This is a genomic window from Ulvibacter antarcticus (assembly GCF_003688405.1).
In the GTDB taxonomy this organism is placed as follows: domain Bacteria; phylum Bacteroidota; class Bacteroidia; order Flavobacteriales; family Flavobacteriaceae; genus Ulvibacter; species Ulvibacter antarcticus.
The window spans coordinates 1-26519 of sequence record NZ_REFC01000011.1 but is presented as its reverse complement, the minus strand read 5'-3'; the positions used below and the strand labels follow the sequence as shown (position 1 = coordinate 26519).

The 26519-nt window shown below is 36.6% G+C and carries 26 protein-coding genes; 20 read left to right on the top strand and 6 right to left on the bottom strand.

Annotation, left to right across the window (positions count from 1 at the left end; genetic code table 11):
- Positions 1–15: 15 nt before the first annotated feature.
- The 4 genes from BXY75_RS00415 (at position 16) to BXY75_RS00400 (ending at position 4838) form a co-directional block, all read left to right on the top strand.
- Positions 16–756 (top strand): energy transducer TonB, encoded by a 741-nt coding sequence (locus tag BXY75_RS00415; protein WP_121905729.1) that lies wholly within the window; start codon positions 16–18, stop codon positions 754–756.
- Between the two features lie 246 nt (positions 757–1002).
- Positions 1003–1719 (top strand): energy transducer TonB, encoded by a 717-nt coding sequence (locus tag BXY75_RS00410; RefSeq protein ID WP_121905728.1) that lies wholly within the window; start codon positions 1003–1005, stop codon positions 1717–1719.
- Positions 1720–1826: 107 nt separating this feature from the next.
- On the top strand, positions 1827–2618 hold the full coding sequence (locus tag BXY75_RS00405) for an energy transducer TonB (protein WP_121905727.1): 792 nt from the start codon (positions 1827–1829) through the stop codon (positions 2616–2618).
- A gap of 114 nt (positions 2619–2732) precedes the next feature.
- Entirely contained in the window at positions 2733–4838 is a 2106-nt protein-coding gene (locus BXY75_RS00400; RefSeq protein WP_121905726.1) for a gliding motility protein RemB, read from the top strand.
- A gap of 165 nt (positions 4839–5003) precedes the next feature.
- Here the strand turns inward: BXY75_RS00400 and BXY75_RS00395 are convergent, their stop codons facing one another.
- On the bottom strand, positions 5004–6062 hold the full coding sequence (locus BXY75_RS00395; RefSeq protein ID WP_121905725.1) for an MBL fold metallo-hydrolase: 1059 nt from the start codon (positions 6060–6062) through the stop codon (positions 5004–5006).
- 215 nt (positions 6063–6277) lie between these two features.
- Between BXY75_RS00395 and cyoE the strand changes: the two genes are divergently transcribed.
- From cyoE to tsaB, 15 genes are all read left to right on the top strand, one after another.
- Positions 6278–7171, top strand: coding sequence for a heme o synthase (gene cyoE / locus BXY75_RS00390; RefSeq protein WP_121905724.1), 894 nt, complete (start codon positions 6278–6280; stop codon positions 7169–7171).
- A 2-nt stretch (positions 7172–7173) separates the two neighbouring features.
- Positions 7174–7755 (top strand): cytochrome c oxidase subunit 3, encoded by a 582-nt coding sequence (locus tag BXY75_RS00385; RefSeq protein WP_121905723.1) that lies wholly within the window; start codon positions 7174–7176, stop codon positions 7753–7755.
- Between the two features lie 135 nt (positions 7756–7890).
- Positions 7891–8871 carry a cytochrome c oxidase subunit 3 gene (locus tag BXY75_RS00380; protein WP_121905722.1) on the top strand — a complete coding sequence of 327 codons (981 nt, stop codon included), beginning with the start codon at positions 7891–7893 and terminating at the stop codon, positions 8869–8871.
- Between the two features lie 41 nt (positions 8872–8912).
- Positions 8913–9296 (top strand): cytochrome C oxidase subunit IV family protein, encoded by a 384-nt coding sequence (locus BXY75_RS00375; RefSeq protein ID WP_121905721.1) that lies wholly within the window; start codon positions 8913–8915, stop codon positions 9294–9296.
- 159 nt (positions 9297–9455) lie between these two features.
- Complete coding sequence (locus BXY75_RS00370) at positions 9456–10106, top strand: hypothetical protein (RefSeq protein ID WP_121905720.1); 651 nt, start codon at positions 9456–9458, stop codon at positions 10104–10106.
- A 3-nt stretch (positions 10107–10109) separates the two neighbouring features.
- Entirely contained in the window at positions 10110–10799 is a 690-nt protein-coding gene (locus BXY75_RS00365) for an SCO family protein (protein ID WP_121905719.1), read from the top strand.
- Positions 10792–11322: a DUF420 domain-containing protein gene (locus BXY75_RS00360; protein ID WP_121905718.1), complete on the top strand. Its 531-nt coding sequence runs from the start codon at positions 10792–10794 to the stop codon at positions 11320–11322. The genes BXY75_RS00365 and BXY75_RS00360 overlap by 8 nt, the downstream gene beginning before the upstream one ends.
- 48 nt (positions 11323–11370) lie before the next feature.
- Positions 11371–11601 carry a hypothetical protein gene (locus BXY75_RS00355; protein WP_211331799.1) on the top strand — a complete coding sequence of 77 codons (231 nt, stop codon included), beginning with the start codon at positions 11371–11373 and terminating at the stop codon, positions 11599–11601.
- Between the two features lie 146 nt (positions 11602–11747).
- On the top strand, positions 11748–12455 hold the full coding sequence (locus tag BXY75_RS00350; RefSeq protein ID WP_121905717.1) for an ABC transporter ATP-binding protein: 708 nt from the start codon (positions 11748–11750) through the stop codon (positions 12453–12455).
- Entirely contained in the window at positions 12448–13692 is a 1245-nt protein-coding gene (locus tag BXY75_RS00345; RefSeq protein ID WP_121905716.1) for an ABC transporter permease, read from the top strand. Before BXY75_RS00350 ends, BXY75_RS00345 begins: the two co-directional genes overlap by 8 nt.
- On the top strand, positions 13685–14959 hold the full coding sequence (locus BXY75_RS00340) for an ABC transporter permease (protein ID WP_121905715.1): 1275 nt from the start codon (positions 13685–13687) through the stop codon (positions 14957–14959). Before BXY75_RS00345 ends, BXY75_RS00340 begins: the two co-directional genes overlap by 8 nt.
- 31 nt (positions 14960–14990) lie before the next feature.
- Entirely contained in the window at positions 14991–16151 is a 1161-nt protein-coding gene (locus BXY75_RS00335; protein WP_121905714.1) for an efflux RND transporter periplasmic adaptor subunit, read from the top strand.
- Between the two features lie 63 nt (positions 16152–16214).
- The gene (locus BXY75_RS00330) at positions 16215–17546 is read left to right on the top strand and encodes a TolC family protein (protein WP_121905713.1); all 1332 of its coding nucleotides are present in this window, start codon (positions 16215–16217) and stop codon (positions 17544–17546) included.
- Positions 17547–17548: 2 nt separating this feature from the next.
- Positions 17549–18835 (top strand): efflux RND transporter periplasmic adaptor subunit, encoded by a 1287-nt coding sequence (locus BXY75_RS00325; RefSeq protein WP_121905712.1) that lies wholly within the window; start codon positions 17549–17551, stop codon positions 18833–18835.
- Between the two features lie 2 nt (positions 18836–18837).
- Positions 18838–19509, top strand: coding sequence for a tRNA (adenosine(37)-N6)-threonylcarbamoyltransferase complex dimerization subunit type 1 TsaB (tsaB, locus tag BXY75_RS00320; protein WP_121905711.1), 672 nt, complete (start codon positions 18838–18840; stop codon positions 19507–19509).
- Here tsaB and BXY75_RS00315 read toward each other — a convergent pair.
- The 5 genes from BXY75_RS00315 to BXY75_RS00295 form a co-directional block, all read right to left on the bottom strand.
- A complete protein-coding gene (locus BXY75_RS00315) occupies positions 19496–20344 on the bottom strand; it encodes a mechanosensitive ion channel family protein (protein ID WP_121905710.1) in 849 nt (282 codons plus the stop codon). The genes tsaB and BXY75_RS00315 overlap by 14 nt on opposite strands.
- Positions 20345–20549: 205 nt before the next feature.
- Entirely contained in the window at positions 20550–21254 is a 705-nt protein-coding gene (locus BXY75_RS00310) for a hypothetical protein (protein WP_121905709.1), read from the bottom strand.
- Positions 21255–21389: 135 nt separating this feature from the next.
- Positions 21390–23498 carry a thioredoxin domain-containing protein gene (locus tag BXY75_RS00305; RefSeq protein ID WP_211331798.1) on the bottom strand — a complete coding sequence of 703 codons (2109 nt, stop codon included), beginning with the start codon at positions 23496–23498 and terminating at the stop codon, positions 21390–21392.
- 75 nt (positions 23499–23573) lie between these two features.
- Positions 23574–23774: a dodecin family protein gene (locus BXY75_RS00300; RefSeq protein WP_121905707.1), complete on the bottom strand. Its 201-nt coding sequence runs from the start codon at positions 23772–23774 to the stop codon at positions 23574–23576.
- A 169-nt stretch (positions 23775–23943) separates the two neighbouring features.
- Positions 23944–24858 carry a NifU family protein gene (locus BXY75_RS00295; protein ID WP_121905706.1) on the bottom strand — a complete coding sequence of 305 codons (915 nt, stop codon included), beginning with the start codon at positions 24856–24858 and terminating at the stop codon, positions 23944–23946.
- Positions 24859–24933: 75 nt separating this feature from the next.
- On the opposite strand from BXY75_RS00295, the gene BXY75_RS00290 reads away from it, so the two are divergent.
- Positions 24934–26519 (top strand): choice-of-anchor L domain-containing protein (locus BXY75_RS00290; RefSeq protein ID WP_211331797.1); only part of this gene is annotated, 1586 nt, incomplete at its 3' end.

The window sequence follows — 26519 nt, the reverse complement described above, 5'->3', positions numbered from 1 at the left end:
TAAATACTCTACATCATGGAAATCAAGAAAAATCCTAAATTCGACCTAGGGAAAAGTAGTCTGATATTTTTTCAGATAGGAATGATCTTAATGCTGTTTATCACTTGGCAGGCGCTAGAGTGGAAGTCTACTGTTGGCGTCTTTGAGAGCAGCAGTCAGTTAGAGATTAGTAAAAACCTCGAAGAGATTATTCCAATCACGGAACAGTTAAATATTCCTCCACCTCCTCCTCCGCCCCCACCTATTGTACATTCGGTAATTATAGAAGTGGAAGATGAAGCCGATATCGAAGAATCAGTGATTCAATCTACTGAGACAAATCAGAATCAAGAAATTTTGGAAATTCTGAAAATAGAAGAAATTGCCGAAGCTGAGGTCGAAGAAGAAGAGATTGCAGATGTGCCGTTCGCAGTAATTGAAAATGTGCCTATCTATCCGGGTTGTGAGGTGATGGAAGGGAATGAAGCAAGAAAAAAATGTTTGTCAAATAAGGTAGAACAGTATGTTGCCAGTGCATTCAATACAAATCTTGCTGATGAACTCGGATTAGAAGGAAAACAACGCATTTACGTTAAGTTTACAATAAATAAGAATGGAGATATTGTAGATGTACAGGCACGCGCACCTCACCCAAAGTTGGAAGCTGAAGCAGTGAAAGTGGTAAGAGGGCTTCCAAAAATGGTCCCTGGAAAGCAAAGAGGCGTCCCTGTAGGTGTTTCATACTCGCTTCCAATAATCTTCCAGATTGAAATATAAATTTTGAAATGAATTAGGCCCTATCAATTCTTTTTGTTTGCATGGCATAGTAATTGATGCCTGTTAAAGGAATTGTGTGTTCTGTTTTAAGAGCAAAAAAGCTAATGATTATATGAGGTTGAAGTGATTCTTATCTCAATTTTTTTTTATTTGAAGAAACAATGGACTTCTATAAACTTATAATTCTATTTAGTTTTATATTACAATTCTTTTTCTATATTTTAGCAACTCATTAAATAGTCAATTATGGAACCGAAGAAAAATCCAAAAGCAGATTTAAACAGCAGGAGCATGTTGTTCTTTCAATTAGGAATGATTTTTATGCTGTTTTTAGCTTGGCAGGCAATAGAATGGAAGTCATACGATAGATCGTTGGCAATAGACAGGTTAGATGTAGGTGATGATTTGGAAGAAGAAATTCCAATTACACAAACAGTGACACCACCACCACCACCGCCACCACCGCCACCAGCACCTGAGGTTATTGAAGTGGTTGAAGATGAAGAAGAAGTAGAAGAAACTATAATTGAGTCTACAGAAACTAATCAAGAAGAGGAAATCGTAGAAATCGAAGAAATCGAAGAGGTTGTTGAAGAAGAAATTGCTGATGTACCTTTTGCCGTAATTGAAAACGTGCCAATCTATCCAGGTTGTGAAGGTGAGTCTGGAAATGCAGGAAAGAAAAAATGCATGTCTGAACAGATCCAAAAATTTGTACAGAAAAAATTCGATACCGAATTAGCAAATGATCTTGGACTAGAAGGAAGACAAAGAATTTCAGTTCAATTTAAAATTGATAAAAACGGGAATGTTGTAAATGTAAGAGCTCGTGCTCCACATCCTAGACTAGAACAGGAAGCAGTAGATGTTGTAAAGTCGTTACCTAAAATGACTCCTGGAAAGCAACGTGGAAAAGCAGTTGGGGTATTATATGCATTACCTATCTTGTTCCAGGTAGAGTAGTAAATTATACCAATAGATATATAGGAAACCCCACTCAATTTGAGTGGGGTTTTTTTTTGGCATAAGAGTTGTGTTTCATAAGTATTATTAATCCTTAATTATACGTTATGATACCATCTAAACAAAGTTTGAACGGCAACCAACCAGAAACGCTTTCAACGAGAGTGGATAAAAAACGTGTTAATATTCCATGGAATCACAGATTGTTTTTCCAATTGGGACTTATAGTTAGTTTGTTAGCTACATTTTTCATTATGGAGAGTAGCATTGGCTATGTGTCACCAAAAGCAGTTCCGGATTATTCAGAAGCACCTGATGACCCGTATTATTTTCCTGATGTTGTAGTCGAAGTACCACAACCCGAGCAAAAAGAAATAGCAAAAGTTGAAGTGCCTAAAGTCAAGACGCGTATAGCAGATGTGATTAAAGTTGCTTCTAATGATGCGCCTGTTATAGATACACCGGTGGCATCGACAGATATACCTAAACCTGCAAAGCCTGTCATTGTTAAAACACCTGAGGTACCTGTTAAAAATACAGGACCAGAAAACATTAACAGTGTGGAGTTTGTACCTGTATTTCCTGGATGTGAATCTATGACAACAAAATCGGATAAGATCGCCTGTATGTCGTCCAAAATTGGTGCCTTCATTCAGAAGAAATTCAACACAGATGAGTTTAACTATTTGGATCCAAATATGGTTCAGAAGATCTATGTGCAATTTAAGATTAATACTGAAGGCGATATCGTAGATATTAAAGCCCGTTCTTCAGATGCTGCATTAGAAAAGGAAGGTATGCGAGTGATATCAAAATTACCTAGAATGGAACCTGGGAGACAAGGTAGCACTAAAGTAGAAGTGATGTATATGGTGCCAATTGCTTTTAAAGTAGACTAAAATATAACTTCAAGAATTTAACCTGTCTTCGATTCATTTCGGAGACAGGTTTTTATTTACAATAGGTGCATCCTAAAAAAGCTGTATCTTTCGGCAATAAAAATTAAAAGTACGATGAAGAATAGTGCCTCCTTTCTCATTTTATTGCTTTCGGTAATTTCCTTTGCTCAAAACAACAACAGTAGTTTTGAGAAATATCCAGTCTTCACAGAATGTGCAGCAGTAGAAATAGATCAGCTTGAATATTGTTTCAACAATACCTTACAGCAATTTGTTTATTCAAATTTTAAATCGCCTGAAATCGTTTTTTCTGAAAACTATCAAGGGTCTATGTCTGTCTTTTTTGAAGTAGATAAAGAAGGTGATTTTAAAGTGCTCTATGTTGATGCTATTTATAATGAATTAAAAGATGAAGCTAAACGCGTTTTTGAGTTGCTTCCGAAGATTACACCAGCTACATATAATGGGAACCCTGCCTATGTACAGTTTACATTGCCAATTAAAATTCCATTGGTTGCACCTTCAGTGATAACTCCTACAAATGAGGTGAAAGAAAACGAAATCACTTCCGAAGCTAAAAAAATAGAAACTTTAAAGAATGAATATGAATCTCTCGAAAATATTCCTTACAATAATGAGAAGTATTCCAGTGAAATAAATATTCCTCTATCACATCATAATTACAGTAAATTCGATCCTGCTTTAAATAGAGTAGGGCAGAATAATCATACCGCACAAAAACCTTTTATTTATTCTGAAGTAAATAAATATTATGACTTTGAAGCCAAAATTCAACCACTTCTATGGAACAAAACTTCCTGGTTTGGTCGCAAATTGTGGAACGAACATTTTATCACCTTAAAAGGAACGGATTATTGGTTGACCATAGATCCTGGTGTAGATCTGCAAATTGGTAAGGATACAGACGCAGATATCGACACCTATAATAACACCAGACTGGTTTATACGCAGGGTGGAATAGGAAAAAATATTAACTTTTTTGCGGTGATTTATGAGAGTCAAGGGCGCTTTGCCGATTATTACAACAGATATGCGGAGTCCATTCGACCCGATGGAGGGAATCCGGCAATTATCCCGGGAAGAGGGATTGCGAAGGCGTTTAAAGAGGATTCATATGATTATCCGGTAGCAACAGGGCATGTTTCATATACTCCTTCCAAGGCGTTTAATATTCAGTTAGGACATGGAAAGCAGTTTATAGGTGACGGATATAGATCGTTGCTGTTAAGTGATAACGCGAGCTCGTACCCTTTCTTCAAGATCAATACCACCTTTTGGAAATTAAAGTACACCAATACCTGGATGTCGCTAAGAGATGTTAGACCGGAAGTAACGCAAGATGGCTCTTTTAGAACAAAATATATGGCCAATCATTATTTGAGTTATAATGTGACTAAGCGATTGAATATTGGCTTATTCGAATCGGTAATTTGGCAAAATGACAACGATAGAGGTTTTGATTTTAACTATATCAATCCGATAATTTTTTACAGAGCGATCGAATTTTCTACCGGTTCGAGAGGTGGTAACGCGCTTATTGGTTTGACTGCAAAATATAAGTTTACAGATCGTATCAATGCATATGCACAATTAATACTGGATGAATTTTCCACCAGCGATATTTCAGGAGCCAATGGAAGTTATAAAAATAAGACCGGTTATCAGCTGGGCTTAAAGTATTACGATGCCTTCGGAATGAAAAATCTTACCCTTCAAACAGAATACAACCGTGTTCGACCTTATACCTACTCACATAACACTGTAGTTCTAAATTATGGGCATAATAATCAGTCGATGGCTCATACACTAGGAGCCAATTTTTCTGAATTTATTGGGATTGCTCGTTATGACTTCGGAAGGATTTATGGAGACTTGAAAATTATAGTGGCTAAACGAGGGTTCGAATTCAATACTACAGAAGATAGTTTTTTCTACGGCGGAAGCATTTACGGATCTGAAGATGATAGGATAAGCGATAATGGAAATGAACTAGCGCAGGGAAACACTACAGATTTCTTTCATGCCGAATTACAAGGAGGCTACGTTATTAATCCATCTACAAACTTAAAAGCGTATGCTAGTGTAATTTTTAGGGATTTCAAACCTATGGAGAATACAAAGACCGTTTTTGAAAATCAGACCACTTGGTTCAATTTTGGAATAAGAACGGATCTTTTTAACTGGTACAACGATTTTTAATGAACTGTAGCAGTTTTATCTTTTCAAGTTAATGTCTAATTAAACAAATTGAATAAAGAGTAAAGAAAAAGAACTGCTAACTCAATTCTTAAAATATAACATCTTTATTCTAATCCTGTTGATTGCCTGATAGGTATTTCGATGGCTCTGTCCTAGATATTGCTATTACTTTTTGCTATACTTTTTAGCCATTCCCTGGTAAATAGCACTCAATAGTTTTTCGGCGGGAATAAACCCATCGCCATATCCTCTATCGTCGTATTCTTTGGTTATTTCTCGCATTGCCATTACTTCTCCTTCAGTTTTCTTGGCAACTACCTGATAAGCGACCTTGTCTCGTATAAATTCCAGCATTCTTTTTGTGTATGCAACATCTGCAGCTGTAGCCATATTTCCATGTCCGGGAATGATCTTGGTTTGGTCATTAATAATTTGTGAAATACGGTTCAATCCAAGAATGTACCCTTGTATGCTACCATCATTTTTAGTATCGATAAATGGATACATTCCATTTACAAACGCATCACCCGTATGAAGCACGTTGCTCTTTGTAAAATAAACGACTACATCTCCATCGGTATGCGCATTTGGAATATGGAATAATTTAATTTCTTCGCCATTGTAGTTAAAAGTTAGAGTGTTAGGGAAGCTTACAACTGGAAGAGCACCCCTTGGGATTTCCCCGATCATTTGATCATCAACTACTTTTGTTGCGGCTCTATGTGCCATTTTTACGTCTTCTTCGGAAATAAGTTTAGCTCCGGATGCGCTTACAATACTGTCGATTTTCTTTTGGCGATCTTCTGTAGAAAATTTTCTATAAGATGCTTCCATTCGTTCGCGTGCATTTTCATGAGAGAAAATGAGCGCGCCTTTGCTCGCCATATTGCTGTTTCCACTAACGTGATCTTTATGGTGATGCGTGTTTACAACCAGCTCGATAGGTTTATTTGTAAGGTTACCAATACGGTTTATTATATTTTTAGAAGCGTCTGCAAATTGATCGTCGATCATAAAAACTCCATCTTCCCCAATACTCACGCCAATGTTTCCTCCTCGTCCTTTTAGCATAAAAATACTGTCTTTTACTATTACAACACCTACGTCATTAGTAATAGTTGTTGGCATTACACCGTTTTCGACAGCCTGTGCGTCAGTATCCTGAGCAGAAACAAAAAAAGTACTTAGAAATAAGCTTAAAATGACAAAAATTCTATGTCGCATTGTATGAGATTTTAATTAAGGTCGGAAAATAGTAAAAAAGCCTAAATATAACACTAACAATGTGCATAATATATTGTGAATAATAGCTAAGGTGCTGTATCTTTGCACCCAAATTATCTGAAGCATTTGCTAAGGACAACAGAATGCCTTAAAATTTTTGCAAACGATGTAGGTTCGCTAAATTTTAAACGAGGCATTTCAGAAAAACAAAAATATTGGCTATAACCCAAACAACCACTGTATGTACTTCCGTAATACGGAACTTCACAGAAATAACGAAGATTCGCCTGTCGGTGAGTGTTGTGTTTTCTTCAGTTGCAGGTTATTTATTGGGTGCCGAAACCATCGATTTCTTTGTACTATTCTTACTTTGTTTAGGCGGGTACTGCATGGTAGGAGCTTCAAATGTATTCAACCAGATTATTGAAAAAGATCTTGATGCACTAATGGATCGCACCAAAGACCGCCCACTTCCATCGGGAAGAATGACAGTAACCACGGCTTTTATAATCGCTACGGTGTTAACTATTGCCGGGATCGCTGCACTTTATGTGATTAATCCTATAACAGCCATGTTCGGTGCAATTTGCATCTTTATGTATGTAAGTCTTTATACCCCCTTAAAAACCAGAACACCACTATCTGTTTTTGTAGGTGCTTTTCCGGGAGCTATTCCTTTTATGTTAGGGTGGGTCGCTGCTACCAATGATTTTGGAATTGAACCGGGAACACTTTTTATGATACAGTTCTTTTGGCAGTTTCCACATTTTTGGGCTATTGGATGGTTTCTATTTGACGATTACAAAAAAGGAGGCTTCTTTATGTTGCCTAATGGAAGACGTGATAAGGGAACTGCGATTCAAGTGGTTTTGTATACCATTTGGACGGTATTGGCTTCCTTAATTCCTGTAATGGGAGTAACGGGGCGTCTGTATCTTACTCCGGTTTCGGGCGTGTTAATTGGATTATTAGGAATTGGATTGATATATTATGCACTTAGATTGTATAAAATACAAACAGCAAAAGCTGCAAAAGAATTAATGCTTGCCAGTGTAAGTTATATTACACTGCTTCAGATAATTTATGTATTAGATAAATTTATAAGATAAAAATGGATTATACCGAGGGTACAGAAGAAGAAAAGATATATCGAGCCAAAAAGAATATGTTGTGGTTTGGTATTATAAGCCTTACCATGAGTTTTGCAGGATTAACCAGTGCCTATGTGATAAGCAGAGAGCGTAAGGATTGGCTTACAGATTTTGATATACCAAATGCATTTTACATAAGTTTGGGGGTTATCATTCTGAGTAGCTTTTGCTTTCATTTTGCGAAGAAGATGATTCAAAAGGAAGAGCATGCTAAAGGAATGTGGTTGCTTATTTCAACCTTGATGCTAGGTATTGTATTTGTTTTTCTTCAATTTAGGGGTTTTTCAGAAATCATTGATGCAGGCTATTTTTTTACTGGAAGTGAGAGTAGTATAACAACTTCCTTTATCTATTTGGTGGTACTCTTGCATTTGGCACACATATTCGTGGGGCTTATCACCATTATGGTTGTAATTTATAATCATTATAAACAAAAATATAAAAGGGGTAAGACTCTGGGGGTAGAATTGGCATCAACCTTTTGGCATTTCGTTGATATACTGTGGATTTACCTCTTTTTGTTTATATTTTTTGTGAGATAAAACGATGCAAAAATAGGTCGGAACGCACAACTAAGACTGAGTTTTTCTCCCATTTTGCATAAAATAATAATTGAAGTTTCGTTAGATAAAAAATATACGTATTTTTGAAGCCTTATTTAAAACCTAATTCTATTTATGGAAGCTACTGTTGTTGAAACAGGTACCGAAGGAAAAGCCTGGGGTGGTGGAAACCAACCGCTTAGAGCCAGTTATGGGAAAATGATGATGTGGTTTTTCATCGTTTCTGATGCGTTAACTTTTTCAGGATTTCTTGCCTCTTACGGCTTTTCGAGATTTAAATTCGTAGATGCTTGGCCAATTGCCGACGAAGTATTTACTCACTTTCCATTTTTACATGGGGTAGATGCCCCGATGTATTATGTGGCATTTATGACCTTCATTCTTATCTTTTCCTCGGTGACCATGGTACTCGCGGTAGACGCTGGACATAAGATGCAACAGAAGAAGGTTATACTTTACATGTTCCTTACCATTATTGGTGGTGCCATTTTCGTTGGTTCACAGGCATGGGAATGGAAGACCTTTATCAAAGGGGATTTCGGTGCAGTAGAGACAAAAGGTGGAAAGATTCTACAGTTTTTAGATGCCGATGGCGAACGAGTTGCACTTCGTGATTTTGCTATTGAACTTCCAAAGACACGAGAGATTCATGAAGAAAGCAACGGACTTTGGTTTCAAAAAGATGGAACTCAAACTACCTATAATTTCGAAGAAGTAAAAGCCGGTTTCATGGCCGATAAAAGTGTTTTAATAAGAACACAATTAAAGGATGAACATGGACATCACATTGTCCTATCACGTGAAGCTTCCGAAGCAAAACTATTGAACGATGGTAAGCTTGTTGTAGAAGGTGCTAACCTGAAACACAATGAATACGGTACTCCCTTATTCGCCGATTTCTTTTTCTTTATTACAGGGTTTCACGGTTTTCACGTATTCTCTGGAGTTCTAATCAACTGTATCATCTTTTTTAATGTAGTGATTGGTACCTACGAAAGAAGAGGGAGTTATGAAATGGTTGAAAAAGTAGGGCTGTATTGGCACTTTGTAGATTTAGTTTGGGTATTTGTATTTACCTTCTTTTATCTGGTTTAAATTAATACTGAAAACACTTCAGGATAAACAATAAAATTAAAATGGCACACGAGCATAAATTAGAAATATTTAGAGGTCTTGTAAAATTCAAATCGAATATTACCAAGATCTGGGGGATATTCTTCTTCCTTTCTGTAATCACTATTATTGAGGTTGCATTTGGTATTATTAAACCGGCGTTTTTAGTGGATAATTCATTCTTAGCAATGAAGTGGATAAATTGGTTATTTATCATATTAACATTAGTAAAAGCATATTATATTACATGGGATTTCATGCACATGCGGGATGAGAAGAAAGCAATGCGCCGTGCAGTAGTATGGACCGCTATATTTCTTATTTGCTATTTAGTCCTAATATTGCTAATTGAAGGAGATTATATATTTGAAGTTTACAAAGATGGATTTGTAAAATTCGACTTCTAAACAAGTTAAAATATTAAAAAAAAAGCCCTGATTTTTCAGGGCTTTTTTTTGTTAGTATATTCTAGTCATCTTCACTATTATAAGTCTAAAAATTAACTTTATAAGGTTGGTCAAAGCTGTTTTAGAGTGTATTTTTGCAGCGTAAAATCCGGCATTCTAATGAAAAAATTCTTAGTACTTGGTATACTGTTCATCCTTCCAATTACAGCGTATATATTTTTCGCTTCAGGAAAAGACAATTTTTCAAAATTACCCGTGCTAACTCAAGGAGTTCAAGAGTTAACTGAATTCCGGGATTTGGATGGTAAAGCAGTAACATTTAAGGATCATATTACTGTTTTGGGTTTCTTCGGAAGTGATCTTTTTGCAAATCGTGCGAATGCGTACAATCTGGCACATAAAATCTATAAGAAGAATCACGAATTCCATGATTTTCAATTATTAGTTATAGCTCCTGAAGGTACTCAGGAACAAGCCCTGGATTTGAAGGCAAATTTAGACGAAATTGCTAATACCGAAAATTGGAAGTTTGTTTTTGGTTCTTCCGAAGCTATTAAAAATTTATTCAATTCATTACAAACTAATCAGCAGCTCGATGAAAATCTGGCAACCTCCTATGTCTATATTATTGATAAGGAAGCAGCATTAAGAGGAAGGAACGACGATGAAGATGAAGACGAAGGTGTACTCTATGGATTCGATTCGTCCAGTGTAGCCGAAATTAACAACAAAATGAGTGATGATATTAAGGTAGTCCTTGCCGAGTATCGTTTGGCGTTAAAAAAGTATAAGGCAAAAAGAGAAATATAGCAAATGAAAAAACAGTCTTACATCGGTATTAGCTTTGTGATTCTTGTCTTCGGAATTATTTTCGTCCCTAAAATCATAGACAGAATTTCGAACGGAAGTGTTGTTCAAAACGATAGAATGAGTAACAACGAGAATAATTTTGATACTCCTAAATCAGATGAACTTGTCACCATTAGTAAGGTTCCTGATTTCAAATTCATTAATCAGAATAACGATACCATTACCAATAATTCATATAGCGGAAAAGTATATATAGTCGAGTTCTTCTTTACTACCTGCCCAGATATATGCCCAATCATGAACCAAAATATGGTTAAAGTTCAAAAAGCGATTGGTGAAAATCCCGAATTCGGAGTAGCATCTTTTTCTATAGACCCTACTTACGATACACCGGAAGTGCTTCAGAAATATGCCGAGAACTATGAAATCACTAACCCGAATTGGAATCTGCTAACTGGAGAAAAAACGAAAATCTTCGAACTGGCAAATGAAGGTTTTAAAATATATGCTTCAAAAGATGAGGAGGCGGGTACATTTGCACATTCTGGAATGTTTGCACTCATCGATAAAAAAGGAAATGTTCGGTCAAGAAAGGATGAAAACGGTAATCCGATTATATATTACAACGGCTTGGAAGACGATGAGGTACTATTGATTATTGAGGATGCTAAAAAATTACTGAATCATGAGTAAAGAAGTTTCAGAAAACAATAAAAAATATACTGTTTGGATCTGGATACTTTCTATCGCAATTCCGTTAGTGGTGTCGGTTCTTTTTAGTGTAAAGATTCCTGGAGTTGAACGTTTAGGCTTTTTACCTCCAATTTATGCGTCTATCAACGCGCTAACCGCAATACTGTTAGTAGTGGCATTATTTCAAATTAAAAAAGGAAACCGGAAAACACATGAGCGCATAATGAGGACATGTATCTTATTGTCGGTACTCTTCCTCGGAATGTATGTGGCTTATCATATGACTTCAGAATCCACTTCCTATGGAGGCGAAGGAGTTATGAGATATATGTATTTTGGGATTCTTATTAGCCATATTTTATTGTCTATTGTTGTTATCCCTTTCGTGCTTGTCACTTATGTAAGAGCAATTACAGGTAATTTCAAAATGCATAAAAAGATAGCCAGAATAACATTTCCTTTATGGTTATATGTGGCCGTGAGTGGAGTAATCGTTTATTTAATGATATCGCCTTACTACTAAATAGCGAATAATCACAAAAGCAAGGCTTTAATGAATAGTCAGATTAAGATGAAACAGACCTTTGTAATAACCTTACTTCTTTTATTATTTATCTCTTTTCCTGCAGAAGCGCAGTGTGCGATGTGTCGCGCTGTCATTGAAAGTGAGGGAAGTAATGAGGTGGCAAAAGGAATCAACAATGGAATTATTTACCTTATGATATTTCCCTATCTCCTTGTTGGAGGCATCGGATATATCATTTATCGAAGTCGGAAGAAAGCGAAAGCCAAAATAAATTAACATTTTCTTCACACTAAAGGTGTAACATAATCTTTTCAAAGTAGTCTTATTTTAAAGACCTTTGCTAACCACCCAACGCAAGTCTTAACATGAATTTCACAAATTACAAAACTGAAATCCTGTAATTTGAGGATTATTATTCTATTATGATTGAGATAAAAGATTTGCATAAGTCCTACCATATGGGGAGTAACTCCCTTCATGTATTAAAGGGTATTGATTTTACTGTAGCTGAAGGTGAGATGGTTTCTATAATGGGCTCTTCCGGATCAGGAAAATCTACCTTACTTAATATCTTAGGGATGTTAGATGAAGCAGATAGCGGGAGCTATACCTTGGATAATACTATAATCAAAAATCTCAACGAAAAAGTTGCGGCTCGATATAGAAACAAGTTTCTAGGTTTCATTTTTCAGTCTTTTAATCTTATTAATTACAAAACCGCTGTAGACAATGTTGCTATGCCTCTGTATTATCAAGGGGTGAAGCGTAACATTCGTATGGAAAAGGCTATGCATTATTTGGAAAAAGTTGGACTTGCAGATTGGGCAGAGCACCATCCTAATGAATTATCTGGTGGGCAAAAGCAGAGAGTTGCAATTGCCAGAGCATTGGCAAGTGATCCCAAAGTACTATTGGCCGATGAGCCGACAGGTGCTTTAGACAGTAAGACCTCTTACGAAGTGATGGAGTTGATTCAGGGTATTAATGACGAAGGAAAAACCATTTTGATCGTAACCCATGAAGATGATATCGCGCATATGACCAAACGAATTGTGAATTTGAAAGATGGAATTATTATTGATGATTCCGTGGTAACGCAAGTTCGCGCTAAATCGGCACTCCATGTTTAATATCGAGCGTTGGCAGGAAATATTCGAAACTATTCGTAAAAACAAACTACGAACCTTTTTAACGGGACTGTCTGTTGCTTCCGGAATTTTCATTTTAGTTGTATTACTCGCTATTGGGCAAGGAATGGAAAATGGGATAGGAAAGCAGTTTGAAGATGATGCCACCAATCGAATAAGTGTTTGGACGGGAGTTACTTCAGAAAGCTTTAAAGGTCTTAATGCGGGGCGTAGAATCGAAATGGATAATAGAGATTTCGAATTAGCAGAAAAGAAAAACATAGATCAATTAGAATATAAATCTGGTGTTTACAGTATTTGGGGAGGTTTAACTTCATACAAAGGAGAATCGGGAAGCTATAGAATTGAGGGTGTTCGAGGGGATTATCAGTTTTTAGAAAATGAAACACTTACATCAGGTAGGTTTATTAATCAGAGTGATCTCGATAATTTTGAGAAAGTGACGGTTCTAGGGCAACGTGTTTTTCTAGATTTATTTAAAGGAAAACAGGCTACTGGCGAGTATGTTGAAATATCCGGTATTAAATTTAAGGTAGTCGGAGTTTACACAGATCCTGGTGGAGAAAGAGAAGAAACACGCTTGTTTATTCCCCTTACAACTGCACAAAGAGTTTATAATGCCGGAGACAAATTAAGATCAATGGCTTTTTCATTAGAAAAGCAAGATAATTTTGAAGATGCAATGGCAGCGTCTGTAGCATTTTCAGCACAACTTGAGGCAGATTTAAAGCAAAAACACATAATTGCACCAACAGATAAAAGAGCAGTCCAAATTAACAATTCACTTGAAAATGCAAAGCGATTTTATGATCTTATTTGGATGATAAGAGCATTTTTCTGGGGAGTTGGAATCTGTACTATCATAGCCGGAGTTGTTGGCGTGAGTAATATTATGCTAATTATTGTAAAAGAACGCACCAAAGAAATTGGTATTCGAAAAGCGATCGGTGCACAGCCTATATCAATCATTGGAATGATTCTTCACGAATCTATCTTTGTAACGGCAATAGCCGGATTTGGAGGTTTAATTACAAGTTTATTCCTTCTTGAAATGGTAGGGCCACTTATTGAAAGTGAATATCTATTGAATCCGTCTGTTGATTTTGGTGTCGCTATTACCACTGTAATTATACTTATTGTTGCTGGTGCTTTAGCAGGCTTCTTTCCTGCTAGGCGTGCGGCTAATATTAAACCTATAGTTGCTTTACGAGATGAATAGATTATTTAGTAAAGATACTTGGGGAGAAATTCTGGAAGCGCTAAGTTCTAATTGGTTTAGAACATTGCTAACTGCATTCGGAGTATTATGGGGTATTTTCATCCTAGTTATACTTCTGGCAGCTGGAAAAGGTTTGGAAAACGGAGTGAAGCAAGGATTTGATGGTATGGCCACAAATTCTATGTTTATGTGGTCTCAAACAGCTTCAAAACCCTACAAAGGACTTCCGAAGGGAAGGCGCTATAATTTTAAGATAGGAGATGTAGATGCTATTAAACAATCGGTTCCCAATCTTCGCTTTGTTTCACCTAGAAATCAATTAGGAGGTTTTAGAGGAGCCAATAACGTAGTACGTGGATTAAAAACAGGGGCTTATAATGTTTATGGGGATTATCCCGAGATTATTCAGCAGCAACCTATGGATATTACGTCGGGAAGATTTATTAATTATTCCGATATCAATAGTAACCGAAAGGTAGCTATCATTGGTGAGTCTGTAAAAACGGGCTTGTACGAGACAGGTGAAGAAGTAATTGGATCCTATATTAAGATCAATGGTGTAAATTTTATGGTGATAGGAACCTATAAGAAGAAATCGCAGAGAGGGGGTGATCCGGAAGAAGCTCAGAAAGAGATTTTCGTGCCTTTTACAGCATTTTCTCAAGCTTTTAATCGTGGTGAAGAAGTAGGATGGATGGCGGTTACAGCCGAAGACGGATCTTCCATTACAAATCTCAAAAGCCAGGTATTCGACATAATTAAAGCCAGACACAGCATTCATCCGGAAGATGACAGAGCGGTAGGTAACTTTGATCTATATGAAGAATACAGTAAAATAAATGGACTTTTTACCGCCCTTAATTTCGTAGCTTATTTCGTCGGAATTCTTGTATTGCTTTCAGGTATCATAGGGATTAGCAATATTATGCTCATCGTGGTAAAAGAACGGACCAAAGAAATAGGGATACGTAGAGCGTTAGGAGCGACTCCTTGGGAAATACGATCGCAAATATTACTTGAATCAATATTTCTTACCATTATTTCTGGAATGGCGGGAATAGTATTTGCCTCCGGTATTTTGGCTGTAGTGAATTTAGCTATGGAAAATGTGGATACCAGTGAAATGATGTTTGCAAACCCTTCCGTAAATATTGGGGTTGTTGTAATTGCACTAATAATACTAGTTGTCTCAGGTTTGTTGGCTGGTTTAATTCCAGCTCAGACAGCAATACGTGTAAAACCTGTGGACGCTTTAAGAACAGAATAATTAAAATATTAATACTAACTGAATTACCAAAATGAAAAAGACAGGGACAATATTAATAATAGGTACTATTGTGGTACTCTTTTTAGCATCAATGCTTTGGCTATGGTCCAAGAATTCTGAAGACCCCATTGTTTATAAAACTGAAAAACCTTCAGTCGAAACAATCATAAAAAAAACGGTGGCTACTGGAAGTATCGTTCCGAAGGAAGAGGTTCTAATCAAACCAAATATTTCAGGAATCATAGATGAAATATTCGTGGAAGCTGGAGATATCATCGAAAGAGGTGATCTTATTGCAAAGGTAAAAGTTGTGCCAAATGTATCTTCTTTAAGTAGTGCTCAGAATAACATCAATGCCGTTAGAACTCAGGTTGAAACAGCCCGTTTAGCGCTGGAAAACCAAAAAAGTATTTATAACAGACAAAAAGAGCTTTTTGAGAAAGGGGTGATTTCAGCAAATGAATTCGACACAGCTCAACTTTCGTATAATCAGGCACAACAACGCTTTAAGCAGGAACAAGTAGGTCTTAACGGGGCGATACAGAACTATGATATTGTAAAAACAGGAACCAGCCGTGGTCTGGGTGCTACTGCAAATACAGAAATTCGCGCAACCGTTGCCGGAATGGTGTTGGATATTCCAGTTAAAACCGGGAATCAGGTTATCGAGTCTAATAATTTTAACGATGGTACTACCATTGCTACGCTTGCAGATGTCGATAAAATGATTTTTGAAGGTAAAGTAGATGAAAGTGAAGTTGGCAAGATCACCGAAAATCTACCTTTGGAAATTACTGTTGGCGCTATTGAAAATAAAAAATTCGATGCCATATTGGATTATATCGCACCTAAAGGGGTGAGTGAAAATGGTGCTATTCAATTTGAAATAAAGGGAACCCTTAATAAAAAGGACACTACTTTTATAAGAGCAGGCTTAAGTGCTAATGCCTCTATTATTCTGGCTCGAGCCGATAGTGTTCTTTGCTTAAAAGAAGCCTTGATACAGTACGATCCTAAAACTCAAGCTCCTTTTATAGAAGTAGCCGTCGGTGATCAAAAATTTGAAAGACGGGAAATAGAACTTGGAATTAGTGACGGAATAAATGTCGAAATTAAGAAAGGGGTTTCGAAGGAGGATGAGGTCAAAGTTTGGAACATCATTAAAGCAGCTCCGGAGTTCGGCAAAAATTAAAAATTCACCATTTTTGTAACACTTTGGTCAATCAAAAGACAAATTTATCAACTACAATTAGATATGAACAAGTTAGCAATCTTATTTCTCGTTCTTTTTACGGGATTACAAATTAACGCACAAAATAAGAAATGGACCTTGTCCGAGTGTGTAACTCACGCCTTAGAAAATAATATTTCTGTGAAGCAGAGTGCACTTGATGTACAACTAACGGAAATTGAGAAAAGCGATGCAGATGCAAATTTCCTACCTTCATTAAATGGTAGTTTAGGTGTTTCTGAACAAACAGGATTAAGTCAGAACCCTGTAACTTTTCAGCCGGAAACTACTACAATATTAAATGCTTCGGGTGGAATAAGTGCGGGATATACAATTTTTAATGGTCTTCGGAATTTTCGTCAGGTTCAGAGAGCAAAACTTTCTAAACTAGCAAGTCAGTATCGTTTGTCGAAAATGCAGGATGATATATCGTTATTTGTTGCAAACGGTTATCTTCAGGTCTTACTTAATAAAGCCAACCTCGAAGTAATTCAAGCACAGAATGTAGTAACTTTAGAGCAAATAGGAAGAACAAATGATCTTGTAGATGCAGGTGTTATTCCACGTGGAGATTTATTAGAAATCAAGGCGACAGATGCCAGAGAAAAGCAGCAGTTAGCCGTTGCAGAAAACGCTGTACAAATTTCATTAGTTAGTCTCGCTCAGCTATTATTGGTTGAGGACTATGAAAACTTCGATATAGCCAACGAAGAATTCGAAATTATTGAATCTGAAATAGCGGCCAAATCGATTTCAGAAATTATTACCAAAGCAAAAGAAAATCGTTCCGAAGTAAAAATTGCAGAGAAAAATGTAGCCTTAGCAGAAAAAGATCTTCAAATAACCAGAGGGGCATATTATCCAACGCTTTCCGCTTCTTTTGGATATGGTACTAACTATACCGATAAGGATTTTCTTGAGCGCAGTTTCAATCAGCAATTGTATGAAAACGACGGTATTAATTACGGATTGCGTCTTGATATTCCTATACTTAATGGTTTGGCTGTTCGCAATAATGTAAAAAGAAACAAGATCAATCTAATTAGTTCTCAATATCAATTGGAGCAGGCAAAACTCGACTTAGAATCTAATGTATATCAAGCGTATTTAGATGCTCAAGGTGCTGCGAAGGCGTACGAAGCTGCAGAGCGAGCATTAGAATCTCAGGAATTAGCATACCAGTATGGTAAGGACCGTTATGATGTAGGATTGACGAATGCATTCGATTTTAGTCAGTCTAAACTTCGATATGATAATGCCAAGATCGAGGTGAACAGAAGTAAATACGATTATATTTTTAAACTTAAAGTTTTAGAATTGTATTTTGGAATTCCTGCAACGGAATTAAAGTTTTAATTATGAAGAAAAAAACACTTATTTGGCTCGGAGTAGCCGTTATTGCTTTGGTCGCTTTGCTCATGGTAGGAAAGAAAGCCGGTTGGTTTGGTAAGAGCGGGAATTTTAAAGAAGTTGAGGTAACTGAAATAAAATTGCTAAATATTGTTGAAACTGTTGCAGCTACTGGAAAGATTCAGCCCGAAATTGAGGTGAAGTTATCTTCAGAAGTATCCGGAGAAATTATTGAACTTCCAATAAAAGAAGGACAACAAGTTGAGAAAGGTGATCTTTTGGTGAAAATCAATCCAGATCTTGTTCAGGCTGTGTTAAGTCAGTCGCAAGCCGGATTACAAAATGTAAGAGCGCAGTTGACTCAAGCTGAAGCAGGTTTAAAAAGCGCCAAACTAAATTACGATAGAAACAGAACACTATTCGATAAAGGTGTTATTTCAAAATCTGAGTGGGATCGTTCTGTCAACGAGTTTGAAAGTGCGGAGGCCAATAAAGAGTCTGCTTACTACAGTGTTCAAAGTGCCGCTGCTAATGTAAAGCAATCCAGAGATAATGTGTCGAGAACTTCTATATATGCACCAATGAGCGGAACTATTTCTAAGCTTTCGGTCGAATTAGGAGAAAGAGTTGTAGGTACGGCTCAAATGGCTGGAACAGAAATTGTACGTGTTGCCAACCTAAATAATATGGAAGTAGAAGTTGATGTAAATGAAAACGATATTGTGAAAGTTGCAGTTGGGGATTCTACGAAAGTTGAAGTTGACGCGTATCTAAAAAGAGAGTTTCGCGGAAGAGTTACAGAAATTGCTAATTCTGCAGAGACTGCATTGTCGGCCGATCAGGTTACTAATTTCAAAGTAAAAGTCCGTATTTTATCTGATTCTTACGCAGATTTGGTAGAGGGCAAAATTGAAAGTTATTCTCCTTTTCGACCTGGAATGACAGCGACTGTAGATGTTATTACCAATAAAAAGAATAATATAATTGGGGTCCCTATAAGTGCTATCGTTATCAAGTCTGATACGAGCTCAACCAAAAAAGTAGGTTATGTAAAAGAAGATACCTCAGTAAATGTTGAAAAATTTGAATGTGTTTTTGTAAAAAATGGAGACGAGGCGAAATTGAGAGTAGTGAAAACGGGAATTCAAGATGATGCAAATATTGAAATTACTTCCGGACTTAAAGAGGGAGATGTGGTGATTACGGGGCCGTATAATACAGTAACAAAGCTACTCGATAGCGGTGATAAGGTGGAGTTAAAGAAACCGGAAAAAGATAAAAAGAAGAAGGAATAATTATGGCAGTCATTCTATGTATTGAAACAGCAACAACAAATTGCTCGGTAGCGCTTTCGATAAACGGGAGCGTTATTGCGTTGCGTGAAGATACAAGTAAAGAATATTCTCATGCTGAACAACTTCATGTTTTTATCGAGGATGTTCTTAAACAATCAAACACCGACAAAGCCGATATTGACGCTATAGCAGTTAGTAAAGGCCCAGGCTCATACACAGGACTTCGTATTGGTGTTTCTGCCGCTAAAGGCCTTTGTTATGCCTTAGATGTTCCACTTATCTCTATTCCTACGCTAGAGGCATTGGCGCTTCAGACGAAGTTGGAGGCAAAATATATTGTCTCTATGCTCGATGCTCGCCGAATGGAAGTTTATGCCGCTGTTTTTTCTTCGGAAAAGACTTCAGAAGTAAAAGAAATTAGAGAAACAAGGGCCGAAATACTTACAGAAGACTCTTTTGAAGTATTTCTTCAGAAAGGAAAAGTACTCTTCATTGGAAATGGGGTTGAAAAGTTTGAAGCTATTTGTAAGCATCCTAATGCGGTATTCTTAAGGGACAATTTGCCTTCCTCGAGAGAAATGGCGGAAATTGCTGAAAAAAAGCACAAAAAAAACGACACCGAAGATGTCGCTTATTTTGAACCATATTATCTGAAAGATTTTATTGGAGGTTAACTTTTTCCTGAGTGTATAAATGTACATCTCTTTGAGGAAAAGGAATACTTATTCCGGCAGCCTCAAGTCTCATTTTTCCTTCTTCCAGTGTATAAAATCGAGTATTCCAAAAATCTTCGTTCTTCGTCCAATATCTTAATTGCAGATTTACCGAACTATCGGCTAATTCTGTTACAACTACTATTGGCATTTTGTCTTCCATTTTAAATACTAATTCTTGTTCCATTGCTAAACCAAGTAAGATATCTCTGGTTTTCTTTATGTCACTGTCATAGCTAATTCCAAATCCAAGCATTTCCTTTCGAATCCCTTCACTTGTATAGTTAATGATGTTTTCATTAGATAATTTTCCGTTAGGGATGATTACTAATTGATTTCCCGGTGTCGTAAGTTTTGTAGTAAAAATGGAAATCTCTTTTACTGTACCATCAATTCCCTGCGCTTTAATAAAGTCACCAAGTTTAAAGGGTTTAAGCAATAGAATTAATACACCCCCGGCGAAATTCGCCAACGATCCTTGTAACGCAAGACCTATAGCCAAACCAGCTGCTCCAATAATTGCGACCAAAGATGCCGATTCAACACCTAATTGGGATACAACTAATACAAAGAGTATAATTTTTAATCCCCAATTAATAAGACTGGCGATAAAGTTCTCTAAAGTAGGATCGTAGTCCTTTTTTATAAATAATTTTCGGACTAATCCATTAATGATTCGAATGATCCATATACCAACAATAAAAAGCAATAAAGCTCCAATTAATGATGGTAAAAAGTCGATTATTCTTTGTCCGTATTCTTCAAGATAGGTGTCGAAGTTTTTGATTTTGTCCATTAAAATGTAATTGATTTTTGAACCAACTTTGGATTAATATAAAGCAGGTTCATTAATTTTTGTGCAAAGGTACTTCAGAAAGAGAGAATTGGCACTAAGAAAGTAGTGCAAAGTATAGATGTGAGTATTTCACGTTTGTATATAAAAATCGCTATGTGCGTTCGAAGCTGTCAAACCCACATAGCGCTTAGTAGTAGTAAATTATTTATAATATTGAATTATAGTAATCCACCAATTTTTCAAGATCCTTTTCTTTATCAAGGTCCAATTTATTTTTCTTGATGTAATCTTTTACATCTTTTTCCTTGTTCTTCATCACTTTTAAGATTTTAGATTTGCTATTAGGCAATTCATAATAATCTCCACTTTTTGAAACGAGGAAGTAAGTTTCATTCTTAACCCATTCCGCTGGTTTTTCTCTTTCATAGGTAGTTTTTGGAGCGTAAGGTGGTTGATAGGTAACTTCTTCCTTTTTATAAAGGTCGAAATTCGTTCCTTCAGTCACAACTTTGAAGTAGTGTCCATTTGCATTAGAACCTTGAAAAGGAGCAAAAACGTAGATGTCATTAAATATTTTCACAAATACACTGGCATCCTGAATTAAAGCACCATAGGTCTTGTCAGTTGACGAATTTTTAATTTCTATTTCGTCAGAGAACATATTGTATCTCATTAAAACACCAGTCTGCGCTAATTTTTTGTCTTTATAAATATTTCCTTGAAGGAAATCGACATTAGAATAAGGTGAGCCAGCAGTGCTCTCAAACTGTGCTTGGGTTAGACCAAAAGCAACGTCTGACTGCTGAATTTCAATTACTCGAGAAGTAAGACTGTAGGCTGCGTTATTCGCTTGAGACCATGCCGTGAGTGAAATGACGGCAAATACTAAGGTTAATGTTAAATTTTTCATGATTTTTTTTGATTTTCAATTTGTAATATCTCAAATTTTATACCATTAAACTGTAAATTGATCAGATTTTTCATTTTTTAAGCTAATAAAGGTACAAATATTTAAGTTGGACTTATACTGTTCATGCCCAAATTATTAATTAATAAATTCAAGTGCCTTCTCGGTTTTAGTAACTGGTAATCGACACGCATTATTCACACAAACATAAATAAACGTTTCGTCTGCAACATATCTACCTTCGAAAAGTGCACCTTTTTCTGGCTGGATAGTTCCGGCGATAAGTTTGTTAGGTATATAATTTTTATTTATTTCTTTTGTTTTTTCCATAGCATCGGCTCCTACAATTACCACCTCATAATACTTGTTCTGATAATTAGCCAAGAGATCAAGCCAATTTGAAAAACCAGCGGGATATTGTTCTATTTCAGGCTCTACATTGACCAACATTTGTTTTGCGGTTTTTGCAAATTTTTGTTCGTCAAAATGATGCGAGAGCACAAATAAGTTTTTAGCCATTATCGAATTCGAAGCCGGAATCACATTATCTCTAAATTCAAAATTTCGTGAAACCAATGCTGCATCTTCTTTCGAAGTAAAATAAAACATATGTTTTTCTTCGTCGAAGAAATATTCAAAACTGTAATCGGCAAGTTGTTTTGCTTTTTCTATCCATTGCTTATCCAGTGTTACTTCGTACAACGAAATATACCCCTGAATCACTGCAGCATAATCTTCTAGATATCCGTTTATCGTACTTTTTCCATCCTTATAACTATGATATAATGAGCCGTCTTTTTTGAGCTGTTTTTCTGAAATGAAATTGGCGTTTTTTAGTGCGGCCTTAAGATAGTTGTCTTCCCCAAATGTTTTGTATGCGTCCACATACCCCTTTATCATAAGTCCATTCCAGGACGTGAGGGTTTTGTCGTCCAGTCGGGGTTTAGGGCGTAAATTTCTGTAAGCATATAATTTTTCATTCCATTCTTTCTTTTTTTTCTGAAGGACTTCAGAAGTAAGTGAGAATTTTTCAAGAATTTCTTTATCCGTTTTGTTTCTAATTAAAATGTAGTTGCCATGTTCCCATTTTCCGAAGCTATTCACATTGTAATAAGACTCGAACAAGTCGAAATCAGATCCCAACTCTTTCTGAAGTTCTTCCTTGGTGTAAACATAATACGAACCTTCCTCCAATTCACCAGCTGCATTTTCACTGTCTGCGTCTAATGAGGAATAAAACGCACCTTCATTATTTGTCATTTCACGCGCTATAAAATCGAGAGTTTCAGAAACAATTTCTTTATAATGTTCGTCCTTAGTGACCAAATATGCATTGCTGTACAAACTCACGAGTTGAGCATTATCGTAAAGCATTTTTTCAAAATGAGGCACATGCCATTTCACATCTGTACTATATCTCGAAAAACCACCTCCTATATGATCGTATACCCCGCCATAAGCCATATTATCTAGCGTTAATACCACCTGTTTTAAAAGAGCATCGTCCTTTTTTTCAACCGCATAACGCAGAAGAAATTCATAATTATTCGGCATCATAAACTTTGGTGCTCGATTATATCCTCCATATGTTTTGTCGAAACTTTGAGACCATTTTTGAACCATTTCATCTGTAGAGTATTTCGAAAAATCAATGTCTTCAGTGTTCAATTTAATAAGGTCCATACTCTTTATGCCTTCTTCTAATCGCGTGGCATAATCAATCAATTTTTGTGGATCGTTCGTATAAATATCCTGCATTTTGGCAAGCGCATCCTTCCATTGATCTTTCGGAAAATAAGTTCCGCCCCAAACTGGACGTCCGTCTGGCAACGTAATTACATTTAATGGCCAACCCGCGCTTCCGGTCATTAATGTTACCGCGTTAATATAAATTTGATCCACATCAGGCCTTTCTTCTCGATCAACTTTTACCGAAATGAAATTTGCGTTCATCACTGCGGCGACTGTCGAATCTTCAAAGCTTTCACGCTCCATTACATGACACCAATGACAAGCGGCGTAACCAATACTTATGACCATCAATTTTTGCTCATCCTTGGCTTTTTGCAAAGTTGTGTCATTCCAGGCCATCCAATCAACAGGGTTGTGTGCGTGTTGTAAAAGGTACGGACTGGTTTCGTTAATTAAATCGTTGGTGTACATATGAGTTTCCGGAATTTCCTTTTTCGACGAATTACAGGATAAAACAAGTGTAATAAGTAAAACTGAATACAATAAATGGCGCATAAACATATAAGTTGAAAAACAAAAATACGCCTTTGAACATTCAAAAGCGTATCAATATATAAAGTATAAATCGAATTAGTTTACTTCGAAACTAATTTTAACGTTCACACGGAACTCCACAATGTCGTCACCATTTACCACTGCATTTTGCTCGTTTACATAAACAGATTTGATGTTTTTTACGCTTTTTGCCGCGTGCTTTACTGCTTTTCTGGTTGCGTCTTCCCAACTAGTGTTAGAATTCGCCATTACTTCAATTACTTTAATTACTGCCATAATTTGTTATTTGTTTAGAATGAAACAACAAGTTACGATTTTCAAAATAAAGTAATTCTAAAATATCGTTAAAACCACGTTTACAATCGCAGTCGCAGTCTTCAGTCACAGTTTAAAGCTATTATTTTATTTTGAACGACTGCCTATTGACCACTGACCACTGAATTCCTTATCCATTAATAGCCTCAACATTCTGAACCCGACCATTTAGCATGTCTTTTAGCATGGTTTCAATACCATTTTTGAGCGTAATCGTAGAAGACGGACATCCACTACACGCTCCTTGTAAAATTACACGAACGGTTTTGGTTTCAGTATCGAACGACTCAAAAGCGATATGACCCCCATCACTCGCTACTGCAGGCTTCACATATTCATCGAGTATCGACATGATCTCTTTGTCGATATCTGAATATTCTATTGGTTTTTTATGCTCTTCGGAAGTAACCGTAGCTTCGGTCTCTTGTTTCTTCTGAAGCATTTCGTCATTCAGAATGGTTTTGCCATCTTCAATGTAGGTTCGAATAAATTCACGAAGCTCTATCGAGATTTCCTGCCATTCGGCAACATTATATTTCATGATTGAAACGTAATTTGCGCTAATAAAAACTTCTTTGACAAATGGAAACGAAAACAATGCAGTCGCCAATGGAGCATACTCAGCATCGTCGATGTTTTTAAATTCGAAAGTGCCATCCACTAAAGGTTTGTTCGCAACGAACTTCATTACTATAGGATTTGGAGTACTTTCGGCATAAACCGTTACAGGAACTTTTTTAGTTACTTCTGTAGTTTCTATTACCAACTTTCCACTGTTTAGAAATTCAGTAATTGAATCTGCGACTTCTTGCTCAACGTCTTTCCATGCGACAATATCGTATTTTTCGATGGCAACAAAATTTTGTGAAATATATACGGTCTTTACAAAGGGTAAGTAGAATAATTCCTGTGCTAACGGACTCGGTTTTGCGTCATCGATATTTTTAAATTCATAGCTACTTGCCTGAGTTAAAAACGAATTGGCAACGAACTTTACAATATTTTCGTTGGATGTAGGTTGTATAGTAATGTTAAAGTGAGGCATTTAGTTGTATTTTCTACAAAAATATGAAATTCAAATCAATGTATTCAATATATTTGGCGCTATAAGGAAGAATTTATGAGGAAATTATTACTTGTGTTATTTTCAATTTTGGCTTTTGACGGTTATTCGCAAATAACTGTAGATGAGTCATTGACTACACAACAGTTAATTGAAGATGTATTGATAAACAGTACTTGCGCAGAATCTTCTAATTACTTACAGCTTACAGGTACTGATTTTGGTGATGGAAATGGCATTGGAGCATTTGACCGTAATGGTTCAGATTTTCCATACGAAAGCGGCATTGTACTAACTTCCGGTTATGTTTCAAATGTTCCGGGACCTAATTTCGATCTAAATAACGATGGTGCTGGTTCAGCTTGGGCAGATCCTGCCAATGGCGATCCCGATTTGGCTGCTATACTCGGAATATCATCAACTACACTTATCAATTGTAGTTGGATACAATTCGATTTTGTTCCACAAACAGATATTTTAAACTTTAATTTTTTGTTAGCTTCGGAAGAATACAATCAAAATTTTGAATGTACTTTTTCAGATTCATTTGCATTTATTCTTACAAATAATGTTACCGGTTTAGTTCAAAATCTAGCAGTACTTCCTGGAACCACAATTCCTATTCAAGTGACCAATATCCATCCGGATGTTCCTGGTCAGTGTTCAGCCCAGAATGAAGTCTATTTTGATAAATATAATTTCGATCCTTTCAATCCTGCAGCAACTGCGGCAATCGATTATAATGGACAAATAGTTTCCTTGGAAGCTACTGGTCCGGTAAGTGCCGGAACTAGTTATACGATAAAATTAGTAGTTGCCGATCAACAAGATGCCTTGTATGATGTAGCGGTTTTTTTAGAGGCAGGGTCCTTTGATATTGGTGATGTCGACCTCGGTGTTGACCTCACAGTTGCTACAGGAAATGCCAGATGTGAAGGAGAAGCTTATACCATAAATCCAGATATTACCGCACCTCCCGGCACAGATTACGAATGGTTTTTTGAAGACCCTATTGGCTCTGGTGTTTTTACTGCCTTTACACCTCCCGAGACTGGTCCCAATTTAGATGTTTTCGTTACTGGGAATTATCAACTCGTTGTTAATTTTGGAGGATCTTGTGAAACCGAAGGTGAAGTTTATATAGAATTTGACCAACCTATCGTATTCAATACATCGCCTGCAAGCTTACTTGTTTGCGATAGTAATGCTGATGGATTTGCTCCTTTTAACTTACACGATGCCGACGATGATATCACTCTAAGTGATCCTACCTTAATTGTGACCTATCATCCTACTTTGTCTGATGCTCAGAATGGTCTCAACGAATTATCGGATCCATACACTAATGACGATCCTTTTAATGATGTTGTCTTCGGAAGAGTTATAAGTACGGAAAGTAGCTGCTTTGAAACTGTCATCTTAACCTTAGAAGTTCGGAGTGCGCCAGATATTATTGCACCTGCCGCACCTTTACGTGCGTGTGATTACGACAATCCTGGTGATGGTCTAGAATTTTTCGATCTAAGCTCTGTTGCCACGGAGGTTTTAGATGGTTTGGATCCACTTTTATATGATATTTATTATTACGAGCAAGAGGCAGATGCTATTACTGCTGGAGATCTGGCCTTAACGGCTCCTGATTT